Origin of the sequence: Janthinobacterium sp. KBS0711 (genome assembly GCF_000988085.1) — a bacterium.
GTDB classification, from domain to species: domain Bacteria; phylum Pseudomonadota; class Gammaproteobacteria; order Burkholderiales; family Burkholderiaceae_D; genus Janthinobacterium; species Janthinobacterium lividum_E.
The window spans coordinates 213323-234488 of sequence record NZ_LBCO01000018.1 but is presented as its reverse complement, the minus strand read 5'-3'; the positions used below and the strand labels follow the sequence as shown (position 1 = coordinate 234488).

At 63.5% G+C, this 21166-nt stretch carries 21 protein-coding genes; 13 read left to right on the top strand and 8 right to left on the bottom strand.

The genetic code is table 11. The features are described from left to right. The first annotated feature begins 28 nt into the window (after positions 1–28). Genes mreC through VM94_RS10800 form a run of 5 tightly spaced genes read left to right on the top strand, consistent with a single transcriptional unit; the run spans position 29 to position 5758 of the window. On the top strand, positions 29–1090 hold the full coding sequence (mreC, locus tag VM94_RS10820; RefSeq protein ID WP_046683486.1) for a rod shape-determining protein MreC: 1062 nt from the start codon (positions 29–31) through the stop codon (positions 1088–1090). Beyond that, complete coding sequence (mreD, locus tag VM94_RS10815; protein WP_034749354.1) at positions 1087–1599, top strand: rod shape-determining protein MreD; 513 nt, start codon at positions 1087–1089, stop codon at positions 1597–1599. Before mreC ends, mreD begins: the two co-directional genes overlap by 4 nt. Before the next feature lie 12 nt (positions 1600–1611). Then, positions 1612–3582 carry a penicillin-binding protein 2 gene (mrdA, locus tag VM94_RS10810; RefSeq protein ID WP_046683485.1) on the top strand — a complete coding sequence of 657 codons (1971 nt, stop codon included), beginning with the start codon at positions 1612–1614 and terminating at the stop codon, positions 3580–3582. Positions 3583–3590: 8 nt separating this feature from the next. Continuing rightward, positions 3591–4706 (top strand): rod shape-determining protein RodA, encoded by a 1116-nt coding sequence (rodA, locus tag VM94_RS10805; protein ID WP_046683484.1) that lies wholly within the window; start codon positions 3591–3593, stop codon positions 4704–4706. Continuing rightward, positions 4706–5758: a septal ring lytic transglycosylase RlpA family protein gene (locus VM94_RS10800; protein ID WP_046683483.1), complete on the top strand. Its 1053-nt coding sequence runs from the start codon at positions 4706–4708 to the stop codon at positions 5756–5758. Before rodA ends, VM94_RS10800 begins: the two co-directional genes overlap by 1 nt. A 52-nt stretch (positions 5759–5810) precedes the next feature. Here VM94_RS10800 and VM94_RS10795 read toward each other — a convergent pair whose 3' ends face one another. From VM94_RS10795 to argS, 7 genes are read right to left on the bottom strand one after another with little or no spacing between them, the layout of a single operon-like run. Further along, entirely contained in the window at positions 5811–6506 is a 696-nt protein-coding gene (locus tag VM94_RS10795) for an SPOR domain-containing protein (protein ID WP_046683482.1), read from the bottom strand. After that, on the bottom strand, positions 6500–7258 hold the full coding sequence (locus VM94_RS10790) for a type III pantothenate kinase (protein WP_046683481.1): 759 nt from the start codon (positions 7256–7258) through the stop codon (positions 6500–6502). Before VM94_RS10790 ends, VM94_RS10795 begins: the two co-directional genes overlap by 7 nt. A gap of 4 nt (positions 7259–7262) precedes the next feature. Continuing rightward, the gene (locus VM94_RS10785; RefSeq protein WP_046683480.1) at positions 7263–8057 is read right to left on the bottom strand and encodes a biotin--[acetyl-CoA-carboxylase] ligase; all 795 of its coding nucleotides are present in this window, start codon (positions 8055–8057) and stop codon (positions 7263–7265) included. A 10-nt stretch (positions 8058–8067) separates the two neighbouring features. Then, positions 8068–8829: an SDR family oxidoreductase gene (locus VM94_RS10780; RefSeq protein ID WP_046683479.1), complete on the bottom strand. Its 762-nt coding sequence runs from the start codon at positions 8827–8829 to the stop codon at positions 8068–8070. 37 nt (positions 8830–8866) lie between these two features. Continuing rightward, positions 8867–9538, bottom strand: coding sequence for a thiol:disulfide interchange protein DsbA/DsbL (locus tag VM94_RS10775; RefSeq protein WP_046683478.1), 672 nt, complete (start codon positions 9536–9538; stop codon positions 8867–8869). Positions 9539–9547: 9 nt separating this feature from the next. Next, positions 9548–10255 carry an SPOR domain-containing protein gene (locus tag VM94_RS10770; RefSeq protein WP_046683477.1) on the bottom strand — a complete coding sequence of 236 codons (708 nt, stop codon included), beginning with the start codon at positions 10253–10255 and terminating at the stop codon, positions 9548–9550. A gap of 20 nt (positions 10256–10275) precedes the next feature. After that, positions 10276–11985, bottom strand: a complete 1710-nt coding sequence (argS, locus tag VM94_RS10765) for an arginine--tRNA ligase (protein ID WP_046683476.1) — start codon at positions 11983–11985, stop codon at positions 10276–10278. A 376-nt stretch (positions 11986–12361) separates the two neighbouring features. On the opposite strand from argS, the gene rsmB reads away from it, so the two are divergent. The 8 genes from rsmB (at position 12362) to VM94_RS10725 (ending at position 20589) form a co-directional block, all read left to right on the top strand. Continuing rightward, positions 12362–13783 (top strand): 16S rRNA (cytosine(967)-C(5))-methyltransferase RsmB, encoded by a 1422-nt coding sequence (gene rsmB, locus VM94_RS10760; protein WP_046683475.1) that lies wholly within the window; start codon positions 12362–12364, stop codon positions 13781–13783. A 97-nt stretch (positions 13784–13880) separates the two neighbouring features. Next, entirely contained in the window at positions 13881–14387 is a 507-nt protein-coding gene (locus tag VM94_RS10755) for a DUF4390 domain-containing protein (RefSeq protein ID WP_235194189.1), read from the top strand. Next, a complete protein-coding gene (locus VM94_RS10750; protein ID WP_046683473.1) occupies positions 14387–16684 on the top strand; it encodes a sensor histidine kinase in 2298 nt (765 codons plus the stop codon). Before VM94_RS10755 ends, VM94_RS10750 begins: the two co-directional genes overlap by 1 nt. A gap of 98 nt (positions 16685–16782) precedes the next feature. Next, positions 16783–17502, top strand: coding sequence for a response regulator (locus VM94_RS10745; protein WP_034749318.1), 720 nt, complete (start codon positions 16783–16785; stop codon positions 17500–17502). After that, a complete protein-coding gene (locus VM94_RS10740; RefSeq protein WP_046683472.1) occupies positions 17499–17906 on the top strand; it encodes a hypothetical protein in 408 nt (135 codons plus the stop codon). The genes VM94_RS10745 and VM94_RS10740 overlap by 4 nt, the downstream gene beginning before the upstream one ends. 150 nt (positions 17907–18056) lie before the next feature. Then, positions 18057–18314 carry a BTH_I0359 family protein gene (locus VM94_RS10735; RefSeq protein ID WP_034749313.1) on the top strand — a complete coding sequence of 86 codons (258 nt, stop codon included), beginning with the start codon at positions 18057–18059 and terminating at the stop codon, positions 18312–18314. A 77-nt stretch (positions 18315–18391) separates the two neighbouring features. After that, positions 18392–19171 (top strand): class II glutamine amidotransferase, encoded by a 780-nt coding sequence (locus VM94_RS10730; RefSeq protein ID WP_082127667.1) that lies wholly within the window; start codon positions 18392–18394, stop codon positions 19169–19171. A gap of 137 nt (positions 19172–19308) precedes the next feature. Continuing rightward, positions 19309–20589: an EAL and HDOD domain-containing protein gene (locus VM94_RS10725; RefSeq protein ID WP_035824533.1), complete on the top strand. Its 1281-nt coding sequence runs from the start codon at positions 19309–19311 to the stop codon at positions 20587–20589. Between the two features lie 94 nt (positions 20590–20683). Here VM94_RS10725 and VM94_RS10720 read toward each other — a convergent pair whose 3' ends face one another. Further along, the gene (locus VM94_RS10720) at positions 20684–21055 is read right to left on the bottom strand and encodes an SPW repeat protein (RefSeq protein ID WP_046683470.1); all 372 of its coding nucleotides are present in this window, start codon (positions 21053–21055) and stop codon (positions 20684–20686) included. Positions 21056–21166: the final 111 nt, after the last annotated feature.

Genomic DNA, 21166 nt, shown 5'->3' with positions numbered 1-21166 from the left:
ACTGCGCCTGGCCTGATTATTGGAAGTCATGGAATACAGTCCTCCGCCACTTTTCAAACAAGGCGCCTCCGCCCGCGTCAAGATGATGGTGTTCGCCGGCATTTCTATCGCCCTGCTGCTGGTCGATTCGCGCATGCACGCGCTGACTGCCGTGCGCCAGGCCGTCGGCACCGTGCTGTATCCGGTGCAGATGGCTGCCCTGGTGCCGCGTGACGTGGCGCTTGGCGTCGGCAATTATTTTTCGTCGCTGTCCGCTCTGGAAAAACAGGTGCGCGACCTGAAGCACGAACAGATCGCCTCGGCGCAGATCCTGCAGCAGGCGCAGCTCAACATCGTTGAAAATAACCACCTGCGCAAGCTGATGGAAGCGCGCGAGCGCGTGCCCGTCAAGACCTTGATGGCCGAAGTGCTGTACGACACGCGCGATTCGGCCACGCGCAAGATCGTGCTCGATCGGGGTATCCAGCATGGCGTGGAGTTGGGCCGCCCCGTGATCGACAACCTGGGTGTGGTGGGACAGGTCACGCGCGTGTTCCCGTTCACCTCCGAAGTGACCTTGCTGACGGATGAAGAGCAGGCCATTCCCGTGCAGCTGCTGCGCAATGGCGTGCGCAGCGTGGCCATCGGCCGCGGCAAGTCCGGCACCATGGAGCTGCGCTTCACGGCCCCCAGCGCCGACATCCAGATCGGCGACATCGTCATTACCTCGGGCCTCGACGGCCTGTACCCGGCCGGCCTGGCCGTGGCGCGCGTGACCCTGGTCGAGCGCAATGCGCATGGCCCGTTCGGCCGCGTCGTGTGCCAGCCGCTGGCCGGCATTGAACGCAATACCCAGCTGCTCATCCTCATGACGTCGCCCGAGATTCCGCCGCGCCCGCCCGCTGAAGATATCAAGACGGGCCGCAAGATCGCCGGCAAGATGGCGCCGATCAAGGACCCTGCCAAGGAGCCTGCCGCTGCGACGCCACCGGCCGCCAATACGGCCACGCCACCGGCCGCGAAACCGCCTGGCAGCCCCGCGCCGAAACCGGCGGCGCCTGTAGCAACGCCAGCACCTGCCGCCGTGCCACCGAAGGAAGCGACACGATGAACCGCCCGCATTACATCCTGCTGCCGGTCAGCCCCCTGTTCATCGGTTTTTCCCTGCTGTGCGCTTTTCTGCTGAACTTGCTGCCGTGGGGGCAGTTCGTCGGCGTGCCCGACTTCGTCGCGCTGGTGCTGGTCTTCTGGGGCATCCACCAGCCGCGCAAGGTCGGCATCGGCGTGGCGTTCTTCATGGGCCTGATGATGGACGTGCACGATTCGACCCTGCTGGGCGAGAATGCGCTGGCCTACACCTTGCTGTCGTATTTCGCCATCATGATGCACCGCCGCGTGCTGTGGTTCCCCATCATGACGCAGGCGTTGCACGTGCTGCCGCTGCTGTTGCTGACGCAGGCGCTGCAATTGCTGACGCGCTTGATCGTCTCGGGCCGCTTCCCCGGCTGGCTCAATTTCATCGAGAGCTTCGTCGCCGTCGCCCTGTGGCCCATCGTCACGTGGATTCTGCTGGCACCGCAGCGCCGCGCCGTTGACCGCGACCATAACCGGCCGATCTGACGAGCGCCTGCCATGACTGAACTCAAGAACACCGAGCGCGAACTGCATTTTTTCCGCATGCGCCTGACCATCCTGGGCGCGCTCGTCTTCGTCTGCTTTTCGCTGCTGCTGGCGCGCTTCATCTGGCTGCAGGTGATCAAGCACGAGGACTACGCGACCAAGGCCGAGGACAACCGCATCGCCGTGGTGCCCATCGTGCCCACGCGCGGCCTGATACTCGACCGCAACGGCGTGGTCCTGGCGCGCAATTACTCGGCCTACACCCTGGAAATCACGCCGTCGAAACTGAGCGCCAGCCTCGATTCCGTGATCGACGAGCTGTCGACGTTGGTGCAGATCGATATCAAGGACCGCCGCCGCTTCAAGAAGCTGCTGGAAGAATCGAAGAACTTCGTCAGCGTGCCGCTGCGCACACGATTGACGGACGAGGAAGTGGCGCGTTTCACGGCGCAGCGTTTCCGCTTCCCCGGCGTCGAGGTGCAGGCGCGATTGTTCCGCCAATATCCGATGGGCGAAGTGGCGTCGCACGTGGTGGGCTTTATCGGCCGCATCAACCGCAATGAAGCCAAGGCGCTGGAAGAGGGCGAGGACGCGGCCAACTACAATGGCACCGACCATATCGGCAAGGAAGGCCTGGAAAAAAGCTACGAAAAGCAGCTGCACGGCACCACCGGCTACGAAGAAGTGGAAGTGTCGGCCGGCGGGCGCGCCATGCGCACCCTGTCGCGCACGGCGGCGACCCCTGGCAATAACCTGATCCTGTCGATCGACATCGAGCTGCAAAAAGTGGTCGAGGAAGCGTTTGGCGAATGGCGCGGCGCGGCCGTGGCCATCGACCCGGCCACGGGCGACATCCTGGCCTACGTCTCCAAGCCCGGCTACGACCCGAATCTGTTCGTCGACGGCATCGACCAGCAAAGCTGGAACGAACTCAATACTTCGCTGGACCGGCCGATGGTCAACCGTCCCCTGTCCGGCACCTACGCGCCCGGCTCGACCTTCAAGCCCTTCATGGCGCTGGCCGCACTGGAATTGGGCAAGCGCACGCCGAGCCAGTCGATTTCCGATCCCGGTTTCTTCATCCTCGGCGGCCACACCTTCCGCGACGACAAGGTGGGCGGCCATGGCACGGTGGACATGCACAAGTCCATCGTCGTCTCGTGCAACACCTATTACTATCAGCTGGGCCGCGACATGGGCATCGACGCCATTCACGACTTCATGAAGCCGTTCGGTTTCGGCCAGTTGACGGGTATCGACCTGAATAACGAAAAGACGGGCGTGCTGCCGTCGACGGAATGGAAGCGCAACCGCTTCAAGACGCCGCAGCAGAAAAAATGGGTGGGCGGCGACACGATTTCGGTGAGTAACGGCTCCGGCTACAATTCCTACACGCCGCTGCAGATCGCCCACGCGACGGCCAACCTGGCCAACAACGGCGTGGTGATGAAACCGCATCTGGTGAAAATCATCGAAGACGCGGCCACGCGCGCGCGTACATTGACCGTGCCGAAGGAAAGCTACCGCATCGCGCTCAAGCAGGAAAACATCGACACCATCAAGCGCGCCATGGTGGGCGTGACCAGCGAGCAGGGCGGCACGGCCGCGCGCATCTTCACCGGCGTGCAGTACACGGTGGGCGGCAAGACGGGGACGGCGCAGGTGGTGGGCATCAAGAAAAACGAGAAGTACAATGCCAAGCTGCTGGCCGAGCGCCTGCGCGACAACGCCTTGTTTACGGCCTTCGCGCCGGCCGACAAGCCGCGCATCGCGATCGCCATCGTGGTGGAAAACGCGGGCTTCGGCGCCGGCGTGGCCGCCCCGATCGCGCGCAAGGCGCTCGACTACTACCTGCTGGGCAAGCGCCCGAGCGACAAGGAAAAGGACACCACCAAGGTGCCCAAGGAAGATGTCGACGAAGTGCGCACCCTGGAAGAAATCACTGACGAGCAGGCCGCCCCGGCGACTCCTGCCAGGCAATAAGGAAGCACATGCCCATTAACGAGAGGCGCTCGCTGTGGCGGCGCGCCAAACCCTACCTGGCGGTGTTCGACCCGCCCTTGATGATCATCATCCTGATGCTGCTGTGTACCAGCCTGCTGACCCTGTATTCGGCCAGCATCGGCATTCCCGGCAAGATCGAGGACCATCTGCGCAACATCCTGCTGTGCTTTTTCGTCATGTGGGTGGCGGCCAACATCACGCCGCAGATGATGATGCGCATCGCCGTGCCCGCGTACACGGTATCGGTGATCTTGCTGGTGGCCGTGGCGCTGTTCGGCACCATCAAGCTCGGTGCCCGGCGCTGGCTGCATATCGGCGTGATCGACATCCAGCCGTCCGAATTCCTGAAGATCGCCACGCCGCTGATGCTGGCCTGGTTCTTCCAGCACAATGCGGGCGCGCTGCGCTGGAAATCGTTCCTGATGGCGGCCGTGCTGCTGCTGGTGCCCGTCTACCTGATCGCGCGCCAGCCCGACCTGGGCACGGCGCTGCTGGTGGTGGCGGCCGGCTTTACCGTCATCTTCCTGGCCGGCCTGTCGTGGAAGGTGCTGGCCGGCTTGCTGATCACCTTTGTTTCCTGCCTGCCGATCGCCTGGTCGCACCTGCATGATTACCAGCGCGACCGCGTGATGATGCTGATCGACCCGACCAAGGACCCGCTGGGCAAGGGCTTCCATATCATCCAGTCCATCATCGCCATCGGTTCCGGCGGCATGACGGGCAAGGGCTGGACGCACGGCACGCAGGCCCACCTGGAATTCGTTCCGGAGCGCACGACCGATTTTATTTTTGCCGTATATTCCGAGGAATTCGGCCTGGTCGGTAACTTGATCCTGATGCTGATGTATTTGCTGCTGGTGGGACGGGGGATGATGATCGCCGCCAACGCCCCCAGTTTTTTCACTCGCCTGCTGGCAGGAGCGATAACTATGATTTTCTTTACGTACGCCTTTGTAAACATGGGCATGGTCAGCGGCATCGTGCCGGTGGTCGGCGTCCCTCTCCCATTCCTCAGCTATGGCGGCACCGCGCTGCTGACCCTGGGCGTGGCCACCGGTATCCTGATGAGCATTCAGCGCCACCGCAAGCTGGTGCAGACCTGATGCGGGCGCCTTTCGACACCTTCGCCATGCGCGGGCTGAGCCTGGCGGTCTTGCTGACCCTGGCCGCTTGCGGCACGACGCCGCAAAAGCCCGCATCGAATAATGTGCCGCTGCCGTCCGGCGGCAAGGTCAAGGTGCCCGTGCGCCAGGACCCCACCTTGCCGGCATTGCCGGCGGCCGGCTCCGGGCGCGGCGGCTACTACAAGGATGACGGCCCGGGCGACAATCCGCCGGCCAACCTGCGCGACGTGCCCGATGCGGAAGTGCGCAACGAGCCGTATTCGACGCGCTCGAATCGCCCGTATGTCGTATTCGGCAAGACGTATACCCCGATCACCGACAACGAACCGTTCAAGCAGAAGGGCACGGGCACCTGGTATGGCAAGAAATTCCACGGCCAGCGCACTTCGTCGGGCGAAATCTACGATATGTACAAGATGACGGCGGCCCACCCGACCTTGCCGATTCCGTCGTATGCGCGCGTGACGAGCATCGACAGCGGCGAGCAGGTGATCGTGCGCATCAATGACCGCGGCCCGTTCCACGCCACGCGCGTCATCGACGTGTCCTATACGGCGGCGCTGAAACTGGGATTCCTCGGCAAGGGCAGCCACCAGGTGGTCGTCGAACGGCTGCTGCCGGCAGATATCGACGCCATCCTGGCGGCCCGTGCGACGCCGAAGCCGGTGCCGTCGGTGGTGGCCAGGTCGATCGATACGCCGGCCGACAGCGAACCGGAAATGCGCGCCGTGGTGCAGCCTGACATCACCGCGCTGTCAGCGGTCGATGCCACCGTGGCCGCGCCCGCGCCAGCGGCGCTGGCCACCGGCTTCTACCTGCAGCTGGGCGCCTATTCGCGTGCGGATAATGCGGAAGCGGGCCGCGCGCAACTGGCGCCGTATGCGCAAACGCTGGGCAATCTCGATGTGGTGCCGGCCGGCCCCTTGTTCCGCCTGTACGGCGGACCGTTCACGAGCCGCGCCGATGCGGCGCGCGCGGCGGCCAGCCTGCCGGCGTCGGCGGGGGTCAAACCGATCGTCATCGAAAGATAAGCGTAGGTCGGATTAGGCGCAAAGCGCCGTAATCCGACACGACTGTCAGGTGTCATTTACAGGAGCGCAGTTCCTGCTCTTCGAACTGCTTCGTGATCTCGGCCAGCCGCGTGCGCGTGGCGGCGTCGAGGTCACGGAACTGGTAAGCGAATTGCTTGCTGGCGCTGTAACGGGGCGCGACGCGGGCGCTGTGCACGCCCTGTTTGTTGAGCGATGCCAGCTGGCTTTGCGCGCTCGTTTCCGACTTGAACACACCCAGTGAAATGCCCCAGCGCAGCGGGCTGCTTTCGTTCATGATGAAGTAATTCGTCACGCCCAGCTGCTTCAATTCGCCAGCCTTGCGGTCGGCGCCTTCCTTGCTGCCCTGCGGCGGGATGTACACCATATAGCTGGAAATATCCTGGCCGGCCACATTGCGGCGCGACTGGCGGTCGCCCAGGTTCAGCGCGGCCACTTGCGCTTCGAAGCGGCGGCCGTCGGCCAGCAGGAAATTGCCCACTTCCGTGCATGCATACGATGGCGGCGCCGCTGGTGCGGCGGCTGCTGGTGTCGCGCCTTCGGCGGCCGGCGGCGCGGCAGACGCCGTGGCCTGCTCCTGCGTCAGCAAGGCGAGCTTGCCCGCCTGCAGCTGGTTTTTCAGGCGCGCCGGTTCGCGCGTCTCGGTGCGAAAACTGCCCAGATAACCCTGGCCGATGGCCAGTACCAGCAGGTTGACGCCGGCCAGCAGCCAGAAGACGAATTTCAGCATACGTGGTTTCCTTGTGTTCCTGCGGCCCCGGCGCGCGCGGCGGCCTGCAGGCCGATCATGACGATATTATCGACCAGGTGCAGCGGCACCGCCAGCGCCAGTGCCGGCGCGATGCGCGGCGCGGCGCCGCCCGACAGCAGGCAGGCGCTGGCGCCGTGCATGCGCACGGCCCGTTCGATGGCGCCCGCCTGGGCCGCCAGGCAGCCCGAAAGGATGGCGTCGTCCGTGTTGTCGGCAAAGCCGGCCGGCAGGGCGGCGTCGCTGGCGATTTGCGGCAGCTGCGCCGTGTTGCGCGCCAGCGAACTGGCCATCAATCCCAGTCCCGGCAAGATCATCCCGCCGAGGAAAACGCCATCGGCCGTGATGGCGTCGATGGTGGTGGCGGTGCCGCAATTGGCGACGATGACGGGCAGGCCCGGCGCCAGCGCCTGCGCGCCGATGGCGGCGGCAAAGCGGTCGCAGCCCAGCTGCGACGGCGCGCGGTAGCCATTCGTCAGGCCCGCCAGCTGCGGCAGCGAGACAAAGTCGCGGGCAACGACCGGCAGCATGGCGCGCAGGCGCGTGCCGATGACGGCGCCTGCCACGTTCGACAGCAGTGCTTCATGGATAGCGAGTGGCGCCCACTGCGCGGCCAGGGTGTCGATCTGCGCATGCGCGACGGCGCCGCTGGCCAACCAGCCGCCGGCGGCACTATCTGGGGCCACGAGTGCCCATTTGATGCGCGTATTGCCGGCGTCGATCAGCAGCAGCATGCGCTTACTCCCCCAGCAGGCGCAAGGATACGTCGCCGGACATGACTTCCTGCAGGCCGCCATCGGTGCGCAGCAGCAGGCGGCCCAGGTGATCCACGCCGGTCGCCACGCCTTGCTGCAGCAGCTGGCCGTTGTCGAGGATTTTCACGTGCTGGCCCTGCCAGGCGTGCAGTGCATTCCAGCGCTCCGTGAACGGCGCAAAGCCTGTGTCGTCGAATTCGGCCAGCACGCCGGCCAGGCGGCTCAAGAGGGCCGCCACCAGGGTATTGCGTTCCATCTGCGCCAGCCAGGGCACGGCGGAAACGCTGCGACCGATCTGCCGTTCCAGCGCATCGGGCATCAGCAGATTGATGCCGCAGCCGATCACGGCCCACACGGCGCCATCGGCCGCCTGCTGCGTCTCGACGAGGATGCCGGCCAGTTTATGGCCATCCTTGAGCAGATCGTTCGGCCATTTCAGTTGCACCGGCACGCCCAGCGAGGACATGGTTTCGGCCAGCGCCACGCCGACGGCCAGCGGCAATCCCACTAGCTGATGCAGCGGTCCCTTGAAGCGCCAGGCCAGCGAGAACATCAGGCTGGCGTCCGCTTGCGACACCCATGGCCGTCCGGCGCGCCCCCGTCCGGCCGTCTGCTGGCCGGCGATGCGCAGGGTGGGGCCGGCCAGGGTGGCGCAGCGCGCCAGCAGGTCGGCGTTGGTCGATCCCGTTTCGTCGACCACCTCTATGCATACGTGGGCGGCGCCCGTGGCGCAATGGGCGGCGATGGCCGCGCTGTTCAAGTCTGAGTGCTTCGTCATGGTAATTGGATCAGTTGCGCGCCTTGTGCGGCGCATTCGCGAAGGCCCGGTCGTACACGGCATTGGGCAGCGCGCGCAGCAGCTTGGCGACGACGCCCATCTGCCACGGGATCACGCGGTAGCTGTCGCCATCGGCGATGGCGCGCGCGGCCCGCGCGGCGAATTTTTCGGCCGGCATCAAAAAGGGCATGCGGTAGGCGTTGTGGCGCGTCATCGGCGTGTCGATGTAGCCGGGCGTGATGGTGACGACCTTGATGCCCGCAGGTTTCAATTCCAGGCGCAGCGATTCGCAGTAGCTGATGACGGCCGCCTTCGAGGCGCTGTAGGCTTCGGCGCCGGGCAGGCCGCGGATGCCGGCCACGCTGCCGATGCCCACCAGCCGTCCGCTGCCCTGGCTTTTCATGGTGGCGATGAAAGGCGCAAAGGTGGCGACGGTGGCCGTGACGTTGATGGCGATCAGGCGCGCGAAAGCGTCGAGGTCTTCCGCGTGCTCGCTCAAGGTGCCGTAGGACACGCCGGCGCTGGCGATGACGACGTCGATGCCGCCGGCATGGGCGATGAAGTCGCCGGCCGCGCTTTTCAGGGCGGCGTGGTCGCACACATCGACGGCGTAGGCGCGGTGGCGTTCAGGGTGGGGCAGGGAGGCGATCAGTTGCTGCAGGGTGTCGCCGCGGCGGGCCAGCAAGCCCAATTGGGCGCCCTGGCGCGCGTACTGCAGCGCCAGGGCTTCGCCCAGTCCGCTCGACGCGCCCGTGATGAAAATGCGATGCATCAGGCGATGCCCGGGCGCGCCAGGGAAGTGGCCATGCTTATTTCTTTTCCGCTTTGGCTTTCGCGACCAGCACGTCCATCACGCTGAGCGCCTGGGCGTTCAGCTGCTCTTCGTTCTTGGCCGACTTGCTGCCCTGATCGGCTTGCGAAGGCGACGTGATGTAGCGGCCGTCGATGGCGATCATGGGCCAGAACGTCACGTTATAGCCCTGCATCATGGCGTCCGCACGGCGCACGCGGGCCGAGATGCCCATGGAACGGTAGGTGTCGATGAATTTCTGGCGGTCCACGCCCTGCTTGGCGACAAAGTCGAAGACGGCGTCGTCGGTGTTCAGGCGGTTGCGTTCCACGTGCATGGCGTGGAAGACGCTGGTGTGCAGCTTGTCGACCAGGCCCATGGCTTGCAGGGTGAAGAACAATCGCTGCTGCGGCGCCACGCTCTCATCGCGCGACACGTGCACGCGCTTGAAGACGATGTTGTCCCCCTGTTTCTTGACCCAGGCCGCCAGCTGCGGTTCGAGCACGTTGCAATGCGGGCAGTAATAGGCGAAGAATTCCGTCACTTCGATTTTCTTGCCCGATTCCGTCGCCTGCGGCGTGGCCAGGGTTTCGTACTCGACGCCGTTTTTCGGGTCGGCCGGCGAGGCCAATGCGCCCATGGCGGCCGTGCACAGTGCGGCGGCGATCAGGATGTTCTTCAGAAAACGCATGCTGGTTCCTTATTTTTGGTTGCGGACGACGGCGACGTCGATGCCGTTTTCAGACAGTTTGGTGCGTGCGCGGTTCATCGCTTCGAGCTGGTTGAAAGGCCCGACTCGTACGCGGTGCAGCACGCCGGCATCGGTGCTGCGGTCGCTGATGGCCGCTTCGAAGCCGAGCAACGCCAGTTTGCCGCGTGTGCTTTCGGCGTCCGACATGTCATGGAAGGCGCCAGCCTGCAGATAATAAATCCATTTGTCGCTGGCTGCATCGGCCTTGGCCTCTTTCACGTCGGCCTTCGCTTGCGGCGCTGGTGCTGCCGCCGGCGTTTTCGGCGCCGGCTTGTCTTTCAACGTACCGATCAATTCCTGCAGCGCGTCCGGCGGCGGTGCCTTCGGCTGCTGCGCTGGAGCGGGTGCGGGCGCCGGTGCGGCTGGCTGCGTTGGCGTGACGATCTCGCGCGGTTCCTTGGAGAAGTCGCGCGCCGCTTCCTTGGCCGCTTCCTTGTTGCCGTACATCGGCTTGTTCGGGTCGGCGATCTGGCCGGCCGTCGGTTCGGCCGATTTGCCGGCCTTGCCCGACTTGTCGGTGAACGGCGAGGCGCCCTTGGTGATCACCAGGGCGACCACCACGGCGATGCCCAGGCCGATGACCAGGCCGATGATGATGCCGACCAGGGTGTTGCCCTGCTGGCGCCGGGTCGAAGAGAAGCGGGAAGCGTGATTCATTGACTGTTTGACCTTCGCGATTACATTTTGTTTGGCGCGGACACGCCGATCAGTGCCAGGCCGTTGCGCAATACCTGGCGCGCGGCGATGACGAGGGCCAGGCGGGCCATCTTGACGGCTTCGTCCTCGACCAGCACTTTTTCGGCGAAGTAGAAGCTGTGCAGGTTGGCGGCCAGGTCGCGCAGGTAGAAGGCGACTTGATGCGGTCCCAGTTCCGCTTGCGCGCGCGCCAGCATTTCCGGGTAGGCAGCCAGGGTCGCCAGCAAGGTCGCTTCGGTCGGCGCCGTCAGTGGGGAAAGGTCGACGTTGGCGACCGCGCTTTCATCGCCGCCCCAGTTTTCCAGGATGCGGCAGATGCGCGCATGCGCGTACTGCACGTAATAGACGGGGTTTTCATCGGTGGTTTTCAGCGCCACGTCGACGTCGAAGACGAATTCCGTGTCGGCCTTGCGCGAGATCAGGAAGAAACGCACGGCGTCGCGGCCCTTGGCGATGTCGCCGCCGCCCGACCATTCGATCAGGTCGCGCACGGTCACGTAGGAGCCGGCGCGCTTCGAGATCTTGACCTCTTCGCCGTCCTTCATGACGGTGACCATCTTGTGCAGCACGTAGTCGGGGTAGCCTTGCGGGATGCCCATGTCGACCGCCTGCAGGCCGGCGCGCACGCGCGCGATGGTGCCATGGTGGTCGCTGCCCTGGATATTGATGGCCTGCACGAAGCCGCGCTGCCATTTCACCAGGTGGTACGCCACGTCCGGCACGAAATACGTGTAGGTGCCGTCCGTCTTGCGCATCACACGGTCTTTGTCGTCGCCGAAGTCGGTGGTGCGCAGCCACAGCGCGCCATCCTGCTCGTAGGTGTGGCCGGCCTTGATCAGGGTTTCCACGGCGCTGTTGACCTTGCCGTCCGCGTACAGCGACGATTCCAGGTAGTAATTGTCGAACTTCACGCCGAACGCCTGCAAGTCGATGTCCTGCTCGTTGCGCAGGTAGGTGACGGCGAACGGGCGGATCGAATCGATGTCTTCCACGTTGCCGTTGGCCGACGCAGGCTGGCCATCGCTGGCCGAGACGGTCTTGCCGGCCTTGAAGTCGTTGGCGATATCGGCGATGTAGTCGCCGTTGTAGGCCGACTCGGGCCATTCTGCGTCGCCGGGCTTGAAGCCGCGCGCGCGCGCCTGCACGGAATTGGCCAGGGTCTGGATCTGCACGCCCGCGTCGTTATAGTAGAACTCGCGCGTCACTTGGTAGCCTTGCGCGTCGAACAGCGAGGACAGCGCGTCGCCCAGTGCCGCCTGGCGGCCGTGGCCCACGTGCAGTGGACCGGTCGGGTTGGCCGAGACGAATTCCAGGATGACTTGCTTGCCGGCGCCTGCCGTGCTGCGGCCATAGCTGTCGGCCTCGCCCAGGATGGTTTTCACCACGGCCTGCTTGGCGGCGGCGGAGACGCGCACGTTGATGAAGCCGGGACCGGCGATTTCCACTGCCTCGACCAGGCCCTTGCCGGCCGGATTGGCCAGCACGGCCGTCACGATGGTTTGCGCCAGTTCGCGGGGATTCTGTTTCAGCTGCTTGGCCAGTTGCATGGCGATATTGCAGGCGACGTCGCCATGCGATGCATCGCGTGGTCGCTCGAGCACCACGGTAGGCTCAAGCGTAGTGCCGGCCAGGACGGGAGCGAGGGCGGCCTGGAACAGGGCGATGATTTCTTGTTTCTGTTGGGCGAGCATGAGCAGGATGGCGGTGGAACCGCGTTAAGAATGAATAGAATGAATCAAAAAGCAAAACGGACGGCAAGTACACAAGCCGCCCAGACTGCGTTAATTATACTGGTTTGCCGCCGGGAACAATACGCCAGCCGGCAGTGTTCCCGTGCCGGCGTGTTTCACGATATTATCAGGACAGCATGCCCATGTTGGTGCGCGAAAACATCAGCATGGCGCATTCTGCTTGTATATATGCAGTTTTTTGCCGCAATTTACAGGTATCGCTGCAATCGCTTGGGCCAGAGGGCGCCACAAACGCTACAATCGACCCTTTATTGATGACGCGCGGCCGCGACTTTGCCTCCATGCAGCCCGCCGCGCGCAGCCACACCGGATAACTATGAACAAGCGCCCCACGCTGAAATTGAAAACCAAGCCGGCGCCAGGCCAGGCTCCTGCCGCCCCGAAATTGCGTCCCAGCTACCATCCCGACCTGAAACCGGTCTTGCAGCCAGGCTTCCAACCCGATTTGCGCGCCGACTCGCTGGCGTTTTGCCTGCTGGGCGCGGCCAATGCCGTAGCGCAAGTACGCACGGGCACGGCCCTGCCGCAGGCGCTGGCCAAGGTGTTTACGCAATCGAACGCCAGCCCGCAGGCGCGCGGCGCCATCCAGGATATTTCCTACCGTACCATGCGCCAGCTGGGCCGCAGCGAAGCCCTGGTCGGCCTGATGACGTCGAAGGCGCCCGAGCCGCCGATGCTCGCCGCCCTGCTGTGCTGCGCGCTGTCCCTGATGTCGGCCGAGCCGGGCGAGCAGCCGTATGAGGAATTCACGGTGGTCGACCAGGCCGTCACGGTCGCCACCTCGCACCCTGACCTGGCGCACGCCAAGGGCATGGTGAATGCCGTCTTGCGTCGTTTCTTGCGCGAGCGCAAGTCCTTGCTGGAAGCGGCCCTGCAGCAACCGTTGGCGCAATGGAATTATCCGCAGTGGTGGATCGACTCGCTGCGCCTGGCCTATCCGCGCGATTGGCAAGCCATTTTGACGGCTGGCAATGCCGTGCCGCCATTGACCCTGCGCGTAAATCGCCGCAAGAGCACGGTGGAAGCGTATCTGGCCGTGCTGCAGGAAGCGGGCATTGCCGCGCGCCAGGTGGGGCCGTTCGCCGTGCGCCTGGACAAGCCGATCGGCGTGGCCTTGATCCCCGGCTTCGAGCAGGGCGTCGTTTCCGTGCAGGATGCAGGCGCGCAATTGGCCGCACCGCTGCTGGACTTGCAGGACGGCATGCGCGTGCTGGACGCCTGCGCGGCGCCGGGCGGCAAGACGTGCCACATCCTGGAACTGGCCGACGTGCAAGTGACGGCCATCGACGCGGACGCCAAACGCCTGCCGCGCATCGCGGAAAACCTCGAGCGCCTGGGCCTGGACGCTACCTTGAAGGCGCAGGATGCGCAATCGAGCGCGTGGTGGGACGGCCAGCAGTACGACCGCATCCTGGCCGACGTGCCGTGCACGGCTTCGGGCATCGTGCGCCGCCATCCCGATATTCGCTGGTTGCGCCGCAAGGGTGACGCGTTCCAACTTGCAACACTTTCATCCAAAATTCTTGACAACCTGTGGCAGATGCTGCGCCCCGATGGTAAATTGCTGTTCGTGACATGTTCATTGTGGCCGCAGGAGTCCGAGGCACAGGCGGCGGCATTTGCGGTGCGCAATAATGCCACCCGATTGACAGCGCCTGGCCAGCTGTTGCCGACTGGCAGCGCGGAGCAGGACCATGACGGTTTGTTCTATGCGCTCTTCCAAAAAAATGCGGCTTGAGCGATTCGTCGAATCTTATCCTACGGACTACACCGGCACACTTGTGACAACACGACTCTTCCGACTCCTGGCCCTGCTGCTGATGCTGGCATGTACCATGCCACGCGCGCATGCCGCGGACATGGTCGAGATCACCCGCGCCTACATCGAGTCGAGCGAAGAGGGTTACAAGCTGGCCGCCACGTATTCCTTCGAGCTCAATCACGACCTCGATGATGCCGTGCAGCATGGCGTGCCCCTGTTTTTCACGACGGAAATCGAACTGACCCGGCCCCGCTGGTACTGGTTCGATGAAAAGGCCATCGTGGCGCGCCAGACCAGCCGGCTGTCGTACAACGTGCTCACGCGCCAGTATCATGTGTCGGGCGGCGGCTTGCAGCAAAGCTTTGCCACGCTCGACGATGCGCTGTTCCTGATCCGCCGCCCCAGCCGCTGGCTGGTGGCGCGACGCGGCGAACTGAAAGTGGGGCAGACGTATAACGTCACCTTGCGCATGGGCATGGACCGCGACTACCTGCCCAAGCCGATACAGGTCAATGCCTTCAATAACAGCGACTGGCGCCTGGCTTCGAATAAAAAAACCTTCTTGTATACGGCGGAGTAGTGAGTCAAGCATTGCGCTATCTGCTGGTGGTGGGCGGCGGCATTGTCAGTATCCTGCTGTTCCTGCTGGCGTCGGCTTCCGATAATTCCGGCTTTTTCGACCGTTACTACACCTGGCTGCTGGGCTTGAACGCGGCCGTGGCCGTGTCCCTGCTGGCGCTGGTGGGCATTTCCCTTGGCCGTTTATACGCGCGCTACAAGAGCGGCAAGTTCGGCTCCAAGCTGATGACGCGCCTGGTGATGCTGTTCGCCGCCGTCGGCATCTTGCCCGGCCTCGTGATTTTTCTTGTTTCCGTGCAATTCGTCTCCCACTCCATCGAATCCTGGTTCAACGTCAAGATCGAAGCGGCGCTGGAATCGGGGATTGAGCTGGGCCGTGCCGGCCTCGATGCGGCCTTGGTCGAGCTCGATCACCGGGGCCGCAAGGCCGTCGATGAACTGGGTGCCGACCCGGTGGCTGGTCCGGCTGTGTTGACCAGCCTGCTGCGCGAAGAGGGCATGCAAAATGTCATGCTCGTCAGCGGCGACGGCGTGCTGCTGGCCAGCGCCGGGCCGCACAGCGCGGCCGACTTGCCGACGCCGGCCATGCTGGTGCAGGCGGCCTTGCCGGCCGGCTATGCCTCCGCCGAAGGGGGCCTGGAATTGCACGACGATGGCACGGAATCGGGCGGCGGCGGCTTCCGCGCGGGTACGCCCGCATCGCTGGAAACGGCGGCCAGCCTGCGCCTGCGCGTGCTGGTTGCCGTGCCGGGACCTTCCGTGTCGCCCCGCTACCTGCAACTGCTGCAGGCCGTGCCGCCCAAGCTGGCGACGAATGGCGAAGTGCTGCGCGCCGCCTACAGTGAATACAAGGAACGTTTCGTCGCGCGCGTGGGTCTGCGCAAGATGTACATGGAAATTCTCACCCTGACCTTGCTGCTGGCCATCTTTGGCGCCATCGGCAGCGCTTTCCTGATCGCGGGGAACCTGGCCCAGCCCCTGCTGCTGCTGGCCGAAGGCACGCGCGCCGTGGCCGAGGGCGATTTGTCGCCGCGCCCCATCGTCGCTACCAAGGATGAACTGGGCACCCTGACACAGTCGTTCAACATCATGACGCGCCAGCTGCTCGATGCGCGCACGGCCGTGGAAAGCAACCGCGCCGCGCTGCAAAACGCCAAGGCCCACCTGGAATCGGTGCTGGCGAACATGTCGGCCGGCGTGATGGTGCTCGATGGCGATTTTAAACTGGTCACCTGCAACGAGTCCGTCGAGCGCATCTTGCAACACTCCGGCATGAGCATGGTGGGCCAGCCGCTGGTCCAAATTGCTGGAATGGAAGAGTTTGGCGGCGCCATCATCAGCGCCTTCACGGCGCAAAGCGCGCAGTCGGCATCGGGCCGCAACCAGCAGCGCCTGCACTGGCAGCGGCAAATCGAGATTCCCCGCCGCCTGGGCAGCAGTGCCGACGAGCATGACATTACCTTGCTGGCGCGCGGCTCGCGCCTGCCGCTGGAGTCCGGCAGCGGCTACATCGTCGTGTTCGATGATATTTCCGACGTGATTTCCGCGCAGCGCTCGATCGCCTGGGGCGAGGTGGCGCGCCGCCTGGCGCATGAAATCAAGAATCCGCTCACGCCGATCCAGCTGTCGGCCGAGCGCCTGCAGATGAAACTGGAAGGCAAGCTGGAGCAGCCGGACGCCGACCTGCTCAGCCGCGCCACCACCACCATCGTCAAGCAGGTCGATGCGATGAAGCGCATGGTCGACGACTTCCGCGACTATGCGCGCACGCCGCCGGCCGTGCTCGTGCCGCTGCGCTTGAACGAGCTGATCGAAGAGATACTGAACCTGTACCTGCGCGGCGACGATGGCGACATCATCCACCCGCTGCTGGCGCCGAATCTGCCGATGGTGATGGGCGATCCGACCCAGTTGCGCCAGGTGATTCATAACCTGCTGCAGAACGCGCAGGACGCCATGGCCGACCTGCCGCCGGACTCGCCGCATCCGCGGATTGACGTAAGGACGGAAGCAATTCATTATCGCAGTGCGGACGGCGGCGTGAATATCGCCGTGCGGCTGGCCATCACAGACAATGGTCCTGGTTTTGCACCAAAAATCCTGGCGCGCGCCTTCGAGCCGTATGTGACCTCGAAGGCCCGCGGCACGGGATTGGGCCTGGCGATGGTAAAGAAAATTATCGATGAACACGGCGGACGCATCGATATCGAGAACCGGGTCGACGGCAGTGGCGCTTCGGTGGTCATTTTGCTGTTAAAGTTAGCTCCCGACACTCCTGCCCAGGAATTCCTGGCGTGAGGGTCTGGTTTAGTATTTAAAACACTAATAAAATCATAGCTGTCCGCCGTGTACATCTTGTGCGCGTCGGCCGGCGAAATGAGGAAGGCAAGACACGAATGGCAAACATACTCGTAGTGGATGATGAAATGGGTATCCGTGAGTTGCTCTCGGAAATTTTGGGCGACGAAGGACATGCTATCCAGCTGGCCGAAAATGCGCAGCAGGCGCGCGAAGCGCGTGCCGCCGGTGCGCCGGATCTGGTATTGCTGGATATCTGGATGCCCGACACCGATGGCGTCACCCTGCTCAAGGAGTGGCAGCGCGATGGCTTGCTGACCATGCCGGTGATCATGATGTCGGGCCACGCCACCATCGATACGGCGGTCGAGGCGACGCGCATCGGCGCCATGAACTTCCTGGAAAAACCGATTGCCCTGCAAAAACTGCTGAAGGCAGTCCAGCAAGGCTTGACGCGGGCCCAGGAAACCGTGCGCGCGCCGAGCGTGGCGCCGCGTCCCGTGGCGCCCGTGGTGGCCGAAGAAAGCAGCCACCCCGTGCCCAGCTTTGGCGGCAGCGCGCCGCAACAGCTGATGGTGCGCCCAGGCATCGCCGTACCGGCGGTAGCCGAAGGTCATGGCTACAACCTGTCGTTCGACTTGCCGCTGCGCGAAGCGCGTGATGCGTTCGAGCGCATGTATTTCGAACACCACCTGGGCCGCGAAGGCGGCAGCATGACCCGCGTGGCGGAAAAAACAGGCCTGGAACGCACCCATTTGTACCGCAAGCTGAAACAGCTGGGCGTGGAACCGGGCAAGCTGGCCAAGAAAGGCCTGTGACGTCAGGCGTACGGCGTCCGACGCCGCTGACCCTGGTCAGCGGCGGTCGCGCCGTCGAGCGCGAGGCGGCCATCGCGCAAGCCTTGCAGCCTGCCGAAACGACCGCCGTGATCCTCGAGGGACTCGCTGACGGCAACGCCATCCTGGCCGACTTGGCCGAACAAATTTCCCCTTCCTCATCGTTTCCATTGCAACTGTTGCGCATCGCGCCCGGTTGTCTATGCTGCAGCGGCAATCTCGTATTGCGTGTAACATTAAATCGTCTGCTGCGCCATCCACCCGCGCGCCTGTTCATCAGCCTGGCCGACGCCTCGCACATCGAACAGCTGCGCACCTGGCTGACCGCCAGTCCCTACGATGTCCTGCTGGCGCTGGAACCGGACTTGCTTGTTTCCTCAACGTAGCTTCCTGATCGTCTTACCGCAGTCGCAGTTTGCATCTCGTTACAACTCTGTAGCCCGCAGGGTGGCATTGCCGCTTGAAATGGCGGCGTGGGAACCCCACCTCTGTCCTGAAACCGCAAGAGTTTCTCTTGCTTGAGCGAAGGATGCAAAATGAACCTGATCTATAACAGCGAACAATATAGCGTCGTGGAATTCGGCGTCGATGGCGACCTGGAAGCCCTGCGCTTTGGCGGCTATGAAATCGTCGACAAGGGGGGCAAGCGGGAAACGTTTATCGCCGGCATCCTTGCGCAAAACTTTCGTCGCGACGTCACGGAATTGATCGCCAGCGAACCGAGCATGGAAGAGATCGATGAATTCTTGGGCAGCTACGATTCCCTCATGAGCCAGCCCGTCCTGTTGCACTGATCGGATGGCTATCGCCACCATACCAATCCGCCAGGCGGCGTGGTATGGTGGCCGTGTTATCCAGCTGCAAACAGACCATGTGCCAACTTCTCGGAATGAATTGCAATGTCCCTACGGACATTGTCTTTAGTTTTACCGGCTTCGCCATGCGCGGCGGCCATACCGATACCCACCATGACGGCTGGGGCATCGCCTTTTTCGAGGGCGCCGGCGTGCGCCATTTCGTCGACCACCAGGCGGCCATCGCCTCGCCTGTGGCCGAACTGATCAAACGCTATCCGATCAAGTCGCGCAATGTCATCGCGCATATCCGCAAGGCCACGCAAGGCCAGGTGGCGCTGGAAAACTGCCACCCCTTCGTGCGCGAACTGTGGGGCCGCTACTGGGTCTTTGCCCACAATGGCGATTTGAAGGATTTCAACCCCGTGCTGACGGGCAGTTACCGTCCCGTCGGCTGCACCGACAGCGAACGGGCTTTCTGCTACCTGCTGCAGGAATTGCATGCGCGCTTTGGCGACGCCCCGCCGGCCTTGCCGCAACTGCATGCCGCCCTGGCGCAGTTGTTGCCCAGCATTGCCGCCCACGGCACGTTCAACATGATGCTGTCGAGCGGCGAGGCCCTGTTTGCCCATTGCTCGACCAGCTTGCACTATCTGGTGCGACAACATCCGTTCCCAACTGCTAAACTCTCCGATGAAGACCTGAGCGTGGACTTTTCCCAGGTGACGACGCCCCAGGACAGAGTGGCCGTGATCGTTACCCAGCCGCTGACGACGAATGAGCAATGGACGGCGTTTGCGCCCGGCGAATTGAAATTATTTGTCGACGGGATAGTACAAGACACGCCAGTGGCCTAATTTGTTGACGACAATAAACTGGATTGCTGCCAAAATACCCACAGCGCGGGCGGAATTCAGCTAAAGTATTGTCAATAGTGAACCTTGATGCGGGCGCGGCGCGGCCGGTGTCACTCGACGTGATTGATGAAGAGTTAATGATCGATATTTCCAGCAACGACATCACCCCGAAACCCTTGCGCGTGCGCGAGTTCTATCTGGGTCGACAACCTATCCTCGACCGCAACCAGGCCCTGTTCGGCTATGAGTTGCTATTCCGCAACGCTCCGGTCGGCCCCGCCAACATTACCAGCGACCTGTCCGCCACGGCGTCCGTGATCGCCCACGCTTCCCAGCTGGGCATGGAAAAGGTCATCGGCGACGCGCTCGGTTTCGTCAACGTCGATGCCGACGTGATCATGAGCGACATCTTCGTCTTCCTGCCGCGCGAAAAAGTCGTGCTGGAAATCGTCGAATCGATGCCCGTGACGCCGGAAGTGCGCGCGCGCATCAGCGAACTGGTGGGCCATGGCTTCACCTTCGCGCTGGAAAACGTCGTGTCCGACACGGCGCAAGTGCAGGAACTGTTGCCGCTGGTGCAATACGTCAAGATGGACATGAGCACGGTCGACCCGAAAGTGCTGGCAGCGCTGGCGCCCCGTTTCAAGCAGGAAAACAAGAAACTGGTAGCGGAAAAGGTCGAGACGCGCGAAGAATTCAAGTCGGGCCTGGACCTGGGCTTCGATTACTTCCAGGGTTATTACTTTGCCAAGCCCGCTATCATGACGGGCAAGAAGCTGTCGCCGTCGCAACTGGCTGTCATGGAACTGATGACCTTGGTCACGTCGGACGCCGACAACATGGATATCGAGCGCGCCATCAAGCGCGACGTGTCCTTGGCCCTGAACCTGTTGCGCCTGGTCAATACGCCGGCCGTGGGCGCGCGCCAGCGCATCGATTCGCTGAGCCAGGCCGTCACCGTGCTGGGCCGCCGCCAATTGCAGCGCTGGCTGCAAATCATGCTGTACGCGGAACCAAGCAAGCGCGGCCATAGCATGACGCCGCTGCTGATGCTGGCCACCACGCGCGGCCGTTTGCTCGAATTGCTTGCGCATAAACTGCGCCCGAACCACGCCCACTCGGCCGATATCGCCTTTACGGTCGGTATCATGTCCCTGATGGACACCCTGTTCGGCGTGCCGATGTCGGAAATCCTCAGCCAGATCGAAGTGATCGACGAAGTGGCCGAAGCGCTGCTGTCGCGCGAAGGTTTCTACGGCGACCTGCTGCGCCTGGCCGAATGCATCGAGCGCATCGAAGACATGGAAGGCGAGATCGTGCCGACCTTGCGCGACCTGGCCATGTCGCCGGACGACCTGGTGGAGCTGGAAATGGCCGCTTACGAATGGAGCGATAACGTTGTAAGGTATGCGCTGTAGGTCGGATTAGGCCCAACGGGCCGTAATCCGACAACATTGGCGCGTTCTTCAAAAGCCCTGCACGGCGACGCCGTAGCAGGGCTTTTTTACGCCGCTACGCTGCCGCGCCCGGCCAGTGCTTGTGCAGTTCGGGGTCGGTGCGCAATTCCCACAGGGCCAGCACGACGACGGCGATACCGACGAGCAGCTCGTTCCACATGACGACGGGCTGATCGGCCAGCCGCAGTACCCACGGCGAGGCGGCGACCCAGACGCCGACGAGCAGGTTGACGACGACGGCCCAGAAATAGGTCTTGTACAGGTCGAAGGCGGCCAGCACGGCGATCACCAGGCCCGAGACAATGGCGTTCATCATCTGCGGCGAGCCTTGGGGATAGGAAAAGGCCCAGGGCGAGACGACCAGCCATAAGCCCAGCAACAGGATCACCTGATCCTGCCAGCGTTTCAGTTTGAAATTGGTTGCCATATATCCTCCTTGCCAATTGAGAACGGGCCGGAGCGGGCATGCAGCATGCCGGCCGGCATACTGCGTTAGTGCGCTGCGGCGCGCGAAAAGTTCCGCGCGCCGCAGGTCAAG